We start from the raw sequence: 12,243 nt of genomic DNA on the forward strand, positions 1-12,243 counted from the left end.
AGATTTCGGTTATGGCCTGTCGAAAATGTTGGTTTTCGAGACCCGGAGCGCAGCGTACTTTGGGGTACGTGAGCACCGGAAGCTCAAAAACCGACATTTGCAGACGGCCAGAGCCGGAGTATCGCTAGGTTCAGAGCCACTTATCATAATCTGATACCAGCAGATGTACTGGCTGTTCGTTTTCTTCAATATTGGAAAAACGTCCGATCGGCTCACGGAAAATATTATCCGTCAGATCGTCGTTCACTGTCGATACTTCACCGATCAGCACATCGGCGCCCTCACCCCAAAAAGCGTGCCAGTTGCCCGGCAGAAGCGTAACGCTTTCACCTGGGCTCAGTTTCAGATGAGCACCAGCCTTTTGCGTCACGAGACGGCCATCGGTTGCAACCGTTACATCGGTTTCTTCATCGACGCTGCCATCGGCGCGCGAATTGAAGAGTTCCAGTACCAACGTGCCGCCACCGCGATTAATGATGTCTTCTGCCTTCACCACATGACGATGCATCGGCGAAAGCTGATTCTTGCGCGAGATCATGATCTTTTCGGCATAAAGCATACCGCCACCGCGCTTGAGGTCCTCGGCATTGCCGTTGCGCGTGGTGAAGAGAAACAGGCCAAGATCCGCAAACTTGCCCTGACCGTAATCCGTAATGTCCCAGCCAAGACGACCATCGAGAATGGCCTTTGCATCGCTCGAAGTGCGCGTTTTCAGCTCTTCTGGCGACCAATAAGCAAAAGGAGGCATGACGTAGCCAAAGGAACGGATGAAGGCGTCGCTCTCGCGGATAATCTCATTGATTTCTGAACGTTTCATGGCCTCTGAACCTCCCATGGAATGAAACTGAATATATTTCGCAGTTTGGTAACTGCCTTTTTAGCCTCTTGGCAATCCCACAAGAGAGAGTCTCACACAATTGCGAAGTTCGGCATCATTCTCAGCGCGTCATTTTGGAGCATATCCCGAAAAGTATGGAGCGGTTTTCGGACAAGATACGCGTCTAAACAACGAGTTAGAGCACCGATCAGCTGGACGCGGATCGAAGCACGCTCTGGCGTGTCGTCTTTACGCGAAAATCATGTCGCATCCCAATGCGCGTTTAGAACATTTCGATGATTGAATCATGACAACGGGAGCCAGTCTGAACATCGGCAGATGAACAGACAAGCCATTGAGATAACGGGAAAAGCCGTGCTTCCGGAGGATTAAGGGAACACCGGATCGGGCCAAGGTCGCTGAGAGAACAGCAAAAGGCCAATCCAACGACAGAACACAGAGGGTTCGAGGCTATGGACGTTCGCAACGAAATGCTGGGGCTTTTGACCGGGCGCGACCCAAATTTCAGCCTGGAGCAGAAATTTTATACTGATCCGGATTTCTACAAGCTTGATCTGGAAAACATCTTCTATCGCGATTGGCTGTTTGTCGGCCACGATTGCGAGCTGCCAAAAACCGGCTCTTACATGACCGTTCAGGTCGGCGCATACCCTGTCGTCATCGTGCGCGATGCTCAGGGCGGCATCCGCGCGTTCCACAATTCCTGCCGCCATCGCGGCTCACGCATCTGCTCCGCCGAAAAAGGCACCGCAGCGAAGCTCGTCTGCCCTTACCACCAGTGGACCTACGAACTCGATGGCCGCCTGCTGTTTGCACGTCAGGTCGGCCCGGATTTCAAGCCTGCCGAATATGGTTTGAAGCAGGTTCACTGCGAAAACGTCGCGGGCTATATCTATGTCTGCCTTGCAGACGAAGCGCCGGACTTCAATGGCTTCCGCAATCTCGTTGAGCCTTATCTCGCACCGCACAATATCAAGGATGCAAAGGTCGCCTTTGAAAGCTCGATCATCGAGAAAGGCAACTGGAAGCTCGTATGGGAAAACAACCGCGAGTGCTATCACTGCGCAGCCAACCATCCTGAGCTTTGCCGCACCTATCCTGAAGCACCAAGCGCTACCGGCGTTCAGGGTGTGATGGAAGACCCGGAAATCAACCAGCTCTGGAAAAACTGCGCCTCCATCGGCCTTCCTGCTGAGTTTAACATGTCGGAAGACGGCCGCTACCGCATCACCCGAATCCCGCTTCTGCGCGATGCCGTGAGCTACACCATGTCGGGCAAACCAGCCGTCAAGAAGCCTTTGAGCGATCAGGTAGCGGGTAACACCAATATCGGCGCGATGCTGCTCTTCAACTACCCATCGACCTGGAATCACCTGATGGTCGATCACGCCATCTCGTTCCGCGTGCTGCCAATCAGCGCCGAGGAAACCATGGTGACGACAAAGTGGCTGGTTCACAAGGATGCCGTTGAAGGCGTTGACTACGACCTTGATGAGCTGACCCATGTATGGATTCAGACCAATGACCAGGATCGCCAGATCGTGGAAGAAAATGCGGTCGGTATTCGCTCACCCGCTTACCAGCCCGGCCCTTATTCGGTCGAGCATGAAGGTGGCGTGATGCAGTTCCTCGAATGGTACACCAACACTGTCACACCTCGCCTGAAGGGTGAAACGGCAAAGCTTAGCCGCGTCGCATAAACTGTAATACGTATTGAAGAAGTGAGAAGGCCATGCAGCCTCTGAAATATCTGGACGAGATGCTGCCGTGGAACGACAGGTTGCAGATGCTGCAATGCATCTCGGCCATCGAAGAAGCGCCAGACGTTATGACCTTCTCCTTCAAAACGCTGGAGGACAACTGGTTCCGCTATACGCCGGGTCAGTTCGTCACTCTTGAACTGCCGATTGAACGGGCCGATGGATTGGGGCCGGTGCTGCGGACCTACACGCTGTCATCGACCCCTTCGCGGCCCTATCATATCTCAGTCACCGTTAAAGCGCAGAAAGATAGCATCGGCACGCGCTGGATGCTCGACCATCTGCGCCCGCCGATGACCATCAAGGCCTATGGCCCAAATGGCGACTTTTCGCTCGCCAATCATCCGAGTGAAAAATATCTCTTCATTTCGGCTGGCTCCGGCATCACACCAATGGTTTCGATGACGCGCTGGCTGTTTGACTGCGCACCGGCAACCGATGTCGCCTTCATCAATTGCGCACGCTCCCCTGATGACATCATTTTCCGCAAGGAGCTTGAATTGCTCTCTGGCCGTATGGAAGCCATGCGCCTTGCATTCATCGTCGAGCAATCATCCGCCCGCCATGTCTGGCCCGGCCTGCATGGACGTATCGACCGTGCCCGGCTCGAACTGCTGGCGCCGGATTTTCTACATCGCAAAGTATTCTGCTGCGGTCCTGAGCCGTTCATGAATGGCGTGCGTGGCCTTTTGGAGCAATCCGGCTTCAACATGGCCAATTATCATCAGGAAAGCTTCCAGCCTGCGACCGAAATCTCTGCCGTGCCAGTGGCTTCTGCTCTGGCGGTGGATACACCGGCGGCACCGGTAAAGCCCGCTGTCGCACCAGCCAGCGTCGTCTTCAGCCTGTCCGGCGTTGAAGTCGAATGCACCGAGAATGACACAATCCTGCTGGCAGCGCGCAATGGCGGGCTCAAAATCCCGAGCGCCTGCGAGTTCGGCATCTGTGGCACCTGCAAGGTCAAATGCGTCGGCGGTGAAACCGAAATGAACCACAATGGCGGCATTCGTGACGACGAGATCGCGGAAGGCTACATTCTTGCCTGTTGCAGCCGTCCGCGTGGTCGTGTCGAAATTGATGCCTGATTAGGCTTTTTTCAAAAACTCAGTACGCAGCACGAGGCCTTTGACTTGCTTTGTGCTGCAATCAACTTCGTCTGGATTTCCGGTCAGACGAATGCCCTTGACCAGCGTACCACGCTTGAGCGTGGTTGATGTTCCTTTGACCTTCAAATCCTTAATAAGCGTAACGGAATCGCCGTCGTTCAGCTGCGTTCCGTTGCTGTCGCGCGTGATTTCATCAGTCATAACTACCCCCTATTCACGTAAAAGAAAGCAGGTCGGTAGCACCAAAGACAATGTAATACCAGAACGCGGATAATTGCTGGCAAGCACCCTTGCCGCTGATTATAATCGCATCAAAGCAGTCAGGAGCGTTTTATGATCGGTCATGCCCTTCTCGTCGTTGATGTGCAAAATGATTTCTGCCCCGGCGGTGCACTGGCTGTCGATAAGGGCGATGAAATTCTGCCCGCTATCAACCGGCTGATCGATGAGAGCGAACATGTCATTCTGACACAGGACTGGCACCCTGCGGGTCACTCAAGCTTCGCCACAAGCCATTCTGGTAAGAAGCCATTCGACACCATCGATATGCCTTATGGCCCACAAACATTATGGCCCGATCACTGTGTGCAAGGCACACATGGAGCCGACTTTCATCCAGATTTAAAGTGGACGCGCGCGCAGCTCGTTATTCGCAAGGGCTTCCGCATTGGCGTGGACAGCTATTCATCTTTTTATGAAAACGACCGGCAGACGCCGACCGGTCTTTCCGGATACTTGCGTGATCGCAACATTGGCTCTCTGACAATCGCCGGACTGGCAACCGATTTCTGCGTTGCCTATTCCGCGCTCGACGCCGTTTCGCATGGCTTTCGCGTGCGTGTTCGGCTCGACGCCTGTCGCGGCATAGACATAGGCGGATCGATGGATGCCATGCTCGATCAAATGCAAAAGGCGGGCGTTGAACTCATCAACGAACCCGCCCTTGCATCTCATTTCATCTGATTATTTTTCGATCTCGCCATCTGGCAGGACGACATAAATCAGCACGGCAATGATGGTGATGAAGAAACGGAAAGCGGATTCGATACCGTTCCAGGTAGAAGACATCCACATGCCAAACCATTCGCCGCCAATCGACATGAAGCCTACCTGCCAGACGAGGAAGCCAACAGACAGGCCAGCAATTGCCCATTTCTTAGAGTGATTGAAGCTCTTTGCATCACCACTCAGGCGACCGAACATGGCAAAAGCACCAATCCAGCAAAGAATTGCCGTCAACGTCTCTGCCGCGATAATCAGAATGTATCCGGCATTATGTAGGAAATTGCTATCGATCGCGCGATATTTGATGGTTGCGTCCGGAAAGATCGTATCCATCAGAAGCACATGCTGGACGAAAGCAAAATTGCTTCCGTAGTCTGTGATATTGCCGAACGAAACGAGTGTTGCGAAGAAAGCGATTGCCGCGACAAAGGCGGTTTTGCTCAAACGAGTAACGACCATGGAAGACCCCTCTCCAAAAAAGTCGTAGCCGCTGGCTTATAGGCTTGCGGCATATGCTGATATGCTCCGGCCTATCAGCGCCGGGAGCTCACCAAAGCTCGCTAACTCTGCTGATTCCGTCAAGCCTCAAGAAAAAAGGAGGCTTTCGCCTCCCTTTCTCGTTTCGCTTGTAAGCCGTTTATCAATGCAGTGCCGCTTCATCGGCCTCATTCTGCCACTCGGGGTTTTTCTTGTTGTAGCGAATGGATGACAGCAGCGAGAGACCGATCAGCACTGCGCCGATCAGACCAGTGATGACTTCCGGAATGTGGACAAGCGTCTGCACATACATGATCACGGCCAGCACCATAATCGCGTAAAACGCGCCGTGCTCAAGATAGCGATACTGGCCGAGCGTCTTACGCTCCACCAGCATAATGGTGAGCGAACGCACATAGAACGCACCGATGCCAAGACCAATTGCAATCACAAACAGATTAGTGGTGAGCGCAAAGGCACCGATCACACCATCAAAAGAGAAGCTGGCATCCAGCACTTCAAGATAGATGAAAGCTCCAAGACCGCCGCGATGAACCATGTCCACCTGTTCCTGCGAAGCGTCGAGCACTTCGCCCAAGCCCTCAACTGCAAGGAAGGTCAGCAGGCCGAACAACGCGGCGACTAGAAATGTGTGCGAATGCTCAGCATCAAGCTGATAGGAGAAGAAGAGAATGAGTGCGACGGCAACGCCGATTTCAACACCCTGAACCGACGCGAACTTCGACATGCGGCTCTCGATGATCTTGACCCAATGCACATCTTTCTCGACGTCGAAAAAGTATTTCATGCCAACCATCAGCAGGAATGTGCCGCCAAAGGCTGCGATACCCGTGTGAGACTCGGCAATGACCCGCGCATATTCATTAGGCTGCCAAATGGCGAGTTTCAGTGCGGAAATCGGGTCTGTCCACATGGCAACCGCAACGATTGCCAGCGGGAAGATGATCCGCATACCGAAAACGGCGATGATAATACCCCAGGTCAGGAACCGATGCTGCCACTTGGGCGTCATGTCACGCAGAATGCGTGCATTCACAATGGCATTGTCGAATGAAAGGGAAATTTCGAGAACACTCAGCACCGCACAGATGATGAAGACGGAGACCATGCCCCCGACGGTGCCGGTTGTCGAATAGCCCAGCCAGAGAGCGCAGAGAAGTCCAATGACCGTGAAAATCGCAGGCCAAATGAAATATTTATAAGTGGTCATCGGAAACCATCTGATTTTTATGTTTATGAGGCAGGCCGAACTATCGATCTGGCAAGGAGCCAGACAAACGGCATCCTCCTGCGGGAGTTCTTCTTTATGTAAGAAGCGACACCGCGGCGGACAAGAAAAACAATGGCGAAATTGTGTTCACGAAAAAACGCAAGCTTCAAGATTGCGTGATCGTTAACGGTCGCACTTCATTGCTAGCAAAAAGCCGCATGGTTTTCGTGGTTATTTGTCATAGACTTATCGACATCAGAGGCAGAAACCATGTCATCCGGATAGGAAGTTTACTATGATAACAGGGCCGCAATGCCGTGCAGCACGCGCACTCGTAGAATTCTCTCGCGAGCGACTGGCACAACTATCGGGTATCGACACCGGAACCATTGAACAGTTCGAACGGAAGCTCGGAACGCCTTCCGATAAACAAATACAGGCGCTGCAAGATACGCTGGAGAAGGTGGGCGCTCAGTTTATCTGGGAGAACGGTGGTGGACTTGGCGTGCGTCTGAAATTTAGCCGCTCCGAAGCAAAACGAATTGCCAATCTCGAAAACGAGGGCGGAGTAGTCGGTTACGACGACGTACCATAATTATAGCATTTCCAGCAAAAGTGCGAAGCGGTTTTGCGTCGGATAATGCGTAAAAACAAATAGTTACAGCGGTTCCAACGATTCTTTCCTAACTGGAACCGCTGAAAAAGGGCGACCTGATCGGCCGCCCTCATTTTCAGAGTTCTTACCAGCTTACTTTTTCTCAATAAGTGAAGCTGGCTCAAGCTTAGGATGCATCTTGATCGTCTGCATATCCTTGGCATCGAGGTCCAGATCTTTGAACGAAACGCCGCGAAGAACCGGATCATCGTAAGTCTTGATGTAATAGACCTGGTTCTTCAAATCGCCGATTGTGCTCCACTGTGTATATTCAGCAGGTGTATTCGGCTCTTCGATCCAGCCTTTTGGAATGTCGAAGTTATTGACGATATGCTCAGCAAGTCGCACGCTTTCGACGCCACTGGCAACCGGTTTGGCTGACAGGACATAAGCGCTAGCACGAACGAAACGCGATGGTGGTGTCGTGTCGCCCGGAATGCCCAACATGCCTGAACCCTCGCCAAGCGGCGTGATTTCAGCCCCGAGGATTTTCACAGGCTTCGCATTATTCGGCGACAATTTGACGTAATTCCGGAGATTGGTCATGTGCCAATCGAACGAAGGTGAATTCGTCATCACGCCAAGTGGATTGTCATAAACCTTCAGCTTGCCATCAACTGGCTCGATGACAATGGATGCGCCGGTGGCATCGTGAAGGGTGTAGTGCAGCGGCGGAGCGATGCCCATATTCTTCTGGATAACTGTAACGACTGAAATATTGCTCAGCGCTTCTTTCACTTCTGCAACAGTTGCAAAATTTGTCAAAGCCCAGGTCAGAACATCCCAAGGTGCAAGGCTGTCTTCAGCTTTGGCATCTGCAGGATCGGTGTATTTTGCAAAATCAGGGAAATAAAGAACGCCGCCGGTCAGGCCTTTTTCGTTCATACCATCCGCGAGTGCGGTGACGCCGAAAGCGTTCATGCCCACCGCCGCATATTTGGCTTTCCACGACTTGGCTTCCTTGCCATCTGCCGGTGTGGCTGAAATTTCAAAGTTGCGCGGCAGTACGATCAAATCGGAATCGATTGGGAAAGCGAATTCCATTGTGCGTCCGTAAACGACGCTACCGTCTGTTGTCGGCAATACAAAACTCGTGCAGGCTTGTGCCACCTGCGGGACGATGAGTGCCGAAGCAAGTGTTGCAACCGCTGCACCACGAGCCAACATTCGGTAAGAGGACTTCCAGATAGACCAATTCTTTTGAATGATAAACCTCATCACAAAATTAGATGCCTGGATTGATAAAATGCAGCCACTTGGGAGCTCGGCCACATTCGGAAGCCAGAAACATTCATTAATCCAATTGCATCGGAATAGAACGGTTGCCTCAGAGCAAAGTCAACAGACAAAACCTCTGTATTACATTCATTTTCTGGTTTATTTCTTGTCATGATTAACATAATTATGGATTAAGCCTTTAATGGCCGTGTCTTTTATATGTTTCTAAATTAGGTTCCGAGAGGATAATGCCGTGAACAGAAACAATTCGCGCATCGATAGTAATAATTTACTGAATACTACTTTTAGAAATATTATATTAGCTAGCTCTTTTATATTAACGGCTGCTGGGGCCACCCACGCTGCCGATATCGTCGCTGCTCCTCCTGTTCAGACCGATATTCAGGATCAACAGCGCTGGCGTGTGATTTTCAGCCCCTATGTCTGGGGTGCATCGTTGAACGGTAAAGCAGGCCTACTTGGGCTGAACACGAATGTTGACGTGCCGTTCAAAGACATTCTCGATAATCTCGATATGAGCTTCATGGGCAATGTCGAAGTGACGAATGGTACATTCGGCGCCTATTTTGATGGCCAATATACCAAGACCAGTCAGGGCGCGGATGTTCTTAATGAACAGCTCGACATGGACATCACATCGACAACCCTCTCAGGTGGCGTCTACTATCGCCTCTATGAACAGCAGCTCGAGGGCACTACACTTTTCGGCAGACAGCGCGTCTTCGCAATTGAGCCGACTGTGGGCGTTCGCTGGACCGAACTGAAAGCCAAGGTCAATATCGGACCATTCAGCGCATCTCGTAAAGCAGATTGGACTGATCCGTTCATCGGGACGCGTGTCTTCTACGATATCAATGATCGCTGGAACATCTTCGCAGAAGCGGATATTGGCGGCTTTGGCGCAGGAACCAAGCTGAGTGCGAATGGTCAGATCTATCTTGGCTATCGCACGCTGGTATTTGATGTTCCTACCACCTGGCGCGTCGGCTACCGTGCGCTCTACCAGGATTATCGCGACAATGATGGCGTCGAGAAGTTCAAATATGACGTGACCCAGCACGGCCCTGTCATCGGCCTCTCGGTCCAGTTCTGATACCCATTCAGCAGTTCTGCGATTGGTGAAGCCGTAACTCAAAGCCGCTGGGGTTTCCCGGCGGTTTTTGCTTGTCCATGGAATTGGACAGCCAAATAACCAGGATCGAGCGCAAGCCTTTGTTTAGCAAGAAATAATGGAAAGCCATTTCATACTTGCAAGATTTTCTAATATGGCCTCAACTACCTGAGCAGGTTATAGATTTTGGGGAACAGGGCGCGGGATGACATCAATATTCGAACTATCCGTGTATCTTTCGTTCGTAACGTTCGCGATACTCGGTGTTGCCGTCTATTTTGTGGGCCGCTTGGCACTCCACATACTGTCTCGCCATGCCAATCACGATATTTTATCAATCCCGATCGGTGCTTTCATCAGCACTATTGCCACGGCTTGGGCGCTCTCGCTTGGGTTTGTGGCCGCGGATATCTGGACAGCGAACTCGAAGGCTGATCAGGCTACAAGCGAAGAGCGGTCATCAATCTCGCGACTGATCGGAGCTGCAAGCCCCGACATTCTCAACGCGCCTGTGCTCGTGAATTCGTTGTCCGAATATCGCTCTGCAGTCATTAAGGACGAATGGCAGGGGAACAGTAACATTTATCCCGTTCATTCCGTTGAGGTTGCACTGCAAAATATTCGGCGTGAGATCGTACACCTCGCCAAAACTGACATTCCTGCACCGATCATATCCCAGCTCGTCCGCGATTTTGATGAATTGCAGGATGCGCGCAATGCACGGCTCTCTGTCGGCTCAACTTCGGTTGACATGTATAAGTGGTATCTACTGTTCTCACTAACGGTCCTGACGATAATTACAATTGCCGCAACACATGCGGACAGAGTAACGGCCGGGATAAAAGCTATGGTAATCTATTCGATCACGGCAGCATTTTGTCTATGGATTCTCGCCATTCATGCCAATCCTTATCAGGGGATAGAGCGTCTTGAACCATCGCTCTTGTTTACAAACCAGAAGCAAACCTGATCCGCAGCTTTGAAAGCGAAATAGGAAGTCGTTATGAAACCGCTTGCCGTAGCAATCACTGCACTGACGCTCTTTGTAGCTGCGCCAAAGGCCGAGGCTCAGACTTTCAGTGTTTGTCATGGCTATGAATGCTATTATCGAACCAAGGTGACTTTATCTGCCCAGGATCTGCGCCGAGTTCAAAGCCTCATGCGCCAGGGAGCGCAATCGCCCGCCGCCGAACGTAAAGCGTTGCGGTCAGCAATTGCCTTGTTTGAGCAACGCAGCACGGCTTTCATCGGCGTGCGCGACAAACCGCGAATGCAATTTGGCAAAGCGCGCATCAAAGGCCAGATGGATTGTATCGATGAATCGACCAACACTGATAATTTTATCCGATATCTGGATGCGCGAGGCTGGCTAAAACATCATTCGCCAGCACGCAAAACAACACGCGGCAGCTTTATTGACGGCCGCTATCCACACTGGACCGCCGTAATCCAAGCGAAGGATGGCGAGCGCTGGGCCGTTGATTCCTGGTATGAAGCAGGCGGCGGTCCGCCCGACATCATGCTGCTTGCCGAATGGAAACGCCGTGGTTATGGCGGTGAGAGATAAATACCGATCAAGTGCTGCAAGAGACTGCCGTCATAGGCGTCACGAATGCAGCGCATAAAGTTGAGAAATGCGTCGACCGTTTCAACAAGGGGGTTACCAATGGCTATTCTGAGAAAGTCCTTTGCCGCTGCATGCACCAGCGCTCTCGTCGCCGTCAGTATGTTTGTCGCACCTGTCGTCGAAGCCTGCACACGCGTAGTCTATCTCGGGGCGAATGATCAGGTAATCACTGCCCGCTCCATGGACTGGAAAGTTGATGTCGGCACCAATCTCTGGATTTTCCCCCGCGGAATGGATCGTTCAGGTGAAGCCGGACCAAACTCCGTCAAGTGGAAGTCTAAATACGGAAGCGTCATTTCCTCCGGCTACGACATTTCCACAACCGACGGCATGAACGAAGCCGGTCTTGTGGCCAATGTGTTATGGCTGGTTGAATCTGAGTATCCGAAATATGACGGAACGGGTCCCGGCCTGTCCATCGCGGCCTGGGCGCAATATGTGCTCGACAATTTCGCGACCGTCGATGAAGCCGTTAAAGCGCTCAGTGCCAACCCATTCACAATCGTCACTGACAAGGTTCCCGGTGAAAGCAGGCTAGCAACGCTGCATCTCTCCATGTCAGACGCATCAGGTGACAGCGCCATCATCGAATATATCGACGGCAAACAGGTCATTCATCACAGCCGTGAATATCAGGTAATGACCAATTCGCCGACCTTTGATGAACAGCTGGCACTTCACTCCTATTGGACACAGATCGGCGGAACGGTGATGCTGCCGGGCACCAATCGGGCTTCGGATCGCTTCACACGCGCGGCCTTCTACATCAATGCTATTCCGAAGTCAGAAGAACCGGTCGAAGCACTGGCGAGCGTTTTCAGCGTCATTCGCAACACGTCAGTACCTTTCGGCATCACCACACCTGATCAGCCGAACATTTCATCGACACGCTGGCGCACGGTCGCTGATCACAAACGTAAGCTCTATTTCTTTGAATCTGCGCTTACGCCCAACATCTTCTGGGTCGATCTGAACACAATCGATTTTTCAGCCGATAAAGGGAAGGTTCAGAAACTCGATCTGGGACCAGATCAGCGCAACATCTTTTCCGGCGTCGTAAACAAAGATTTCAAGGATTCCGAACCGTTCAAGTTCCTCGGTCTTTGAGTTCAACGAAACTGCAATCCGGCCAGGAGAGTTTGAAAAACGGCCCAATAATCTGAACCAAACAGCCTTTGACGCGTTGTTTAATCA

Annotated in this window: 13 protein-coding genes; 8 read left to right on the forward strand and 5 right to left on the reverse strand. The window is 51.9% G+C overall.

The features are described from left to right. Positions 1 to 130 precede the first annotated feature (130 nt). Positions 131 to 817, reverse strand: a complete 687-nt coding sequence (locus KMS41_07240) for a D-lyxose/D-mannose family sugar isomerase (GenBank protein QWK76910.1) — start codon at positions 815 to 817, stop codon at positions 131 to 133. A gap of 473 nt (positions 818 to 1,290) precedes the next feature. Here KMS41_07240 and KMS41_07245 point away from each other — a divergent pair, with 473 nt between their 5' ends. Next, positions 1,291 to 2,538: an aromatic ring-hydroxylating dioxygenase subunit alpha gene (locus tag KMS41_07245; protein QWK76911.1), complete on the forward strand. Its 1,248-nt coding sequence runs from the start codon at positions 1,291 to 1,293 to the stop codon at positions 2,536 to 2,538. Between the two features lie 32 nt (positions 2,539 to 2,570). Beyond that, positions 2,571 to 3,683, forward strand: a complete 1,113-nt coding sequence (locus tag KMS41_07250) for a hybrid-cluster NAD(P)-dependent oxidoreductase (GenBank protein ID QWK76912.1) — start codon at positions 2,571 to 2,573, stop codon at positions 3,681 to 3,683. Here KMS41_07250 and KMS41_07255 read toward each other — a convergent pair whose 3' ends face one another. Next, a complete protein-coding gene (locus KMS41_07255; GenBank protein QWK76913.1) occupies positions 3,684 to 3,905 on the reverse strand; it encodes an alkylphosphonate utilization protein in 222 nt (73 codons plus the stop codon). It lies immediately after the preceding gene. Between the two features lie 132 nt (positions 3,906 to 4,037). Between KMS41_07255 and pncA the strand changes: the two genes are divergently transcribed. Further along, positions 4,038 to 4,667, forward strand: coding sequence for a bifunctional nicotinamidase/pyrazinamidase (pncA, locus tag KMS41_07260; protein QWK76914.1), 630 nt, complete (start codon positions 4,038 to 4,040; stop codon positions 4,665 to 4,667). Here the strand turns inward: pncA and KMS41_07265 are convergent, their stop codons facing one another. Beyond that, positions 4,668 to 5,168, reverse strand: coding sequence for a DUF2165 domain-containing protein (locus KMS41_07265; protein QWK76915.1), 501 nt, complete (start codon positions 5,166 to 5,168; stop codon positions 4,668 to 4,670). Between the two features lie 181 nt (positions 5,169 to 5,349). Continuing rightward, positions 5,350 to 6,417, reverse strand: coding sequence for a DUF475 domain-containing protein (locus tag KMS41_07270; protein ID QWK76916.1), 1,068 nt, complete (start codon positions 6,415 to 6,417; stop codon positions 5,350 to 5,352). A 295-nt stretch (positions 6,418 to 6,712) separates the two neighbouring features. Between KMS41_07270 and KMS41_07275 the strand changes: the two genes are divergently transcribed. Further along, on the forward strand, positions 6,713 to 7,012 hold the full coding sequence (locus KMS41_07275) for a helix-turn-helix domain-containing protein (GenBank protein QWK76917.1): 300 nt from the start codon (positions 6,713 to 6,715) through the stop codon (positions 7,010 to 7,012). 153 nt (positions 7,013 to 7,165) lie between these two features. On the opposite strand, the gene KMS41_07280 is transcribed toward KMS41_07275, so the two are convergent. Further along, positions 7,166 to 8,278 carry a choloylglycine hydrolase family protein gene (locus tag KMS41_07280; protein ID QWK78805.1) on the reverse strand — a complete coding sequence of 371 codons (1,113 nt, stop codon included), beginning with the start codon at positions 8,276 to 8,278 and terminating at the stop codon, positions 7,166 to 7,168. Positions 8,279 to 8,603: 325 nt separating this feature from the next. Between KMS41_07280 and KMS41_07285 the strand changes: the two genes are divergently transcribed. From KMS41_07285 to KMS41_07300, 4 genes are all read left to right on the forward strand, one after another. Continuing rightward, on the forward strand, positions 8,604 to 9,404 hold the full coding sequence (locus tag KMS41_07285; GenBank protein ID QWK78806.1) for a hypothetical protein: 801 nt from the start codon (positions 8,604 to 8,606) through the stop codon (positions 9,402 to 9,404). A 223-nt stretch (positions 9,405 to 9,627) separates the two neighbouring features. Then, complete coding sequence (locus KMS41_07290) at positions 9,628 to 10,392, forward strand: hypothetical protein (GenBank protein QWK76918.1); 765 nt, start codon at positions 9,628 to 9,630, stop codon at positions 10,390 to 10,392. A gap of 54 nt (positions 10,393 to 10,446) precedes the next feature. Then, positions 10,447 to 10,989 carry a hypothetical protein gene (locus KMS41_07295; GenBank protein QWK78807.1) on the forward strand — a complete coding sequence of 181 codons (543 nt, stop codon included), beginning with the start codon at positions 10,447 to 10,449 and terminating at the stop codon, positions 10,987 to 10,989. A gap of 99 nt (positions 10,990 to 11,088) precedes the next feature. Continuing rightward, entirely contained in the window at positions 11,089 to 12,156 is a 1,068-nt protein-coding gene (locus KMS41_07300) for a linear amide C-N hydrolase (GenBank protein ID QWK76919.1), read from the forward strand. Positions 12,157 to 12,243 lie beyond the last annotated feature (87 nt).

Origin of the sequence: Ochrobactrum sp. BTU1, from assembly GCA_018798825.1 — a bacterium.
Lineage (GTDB): Bacteria > Pseudomonadota > Alphaproteobacteria > Rhizobiales > Rhizobiaceae > Brucella.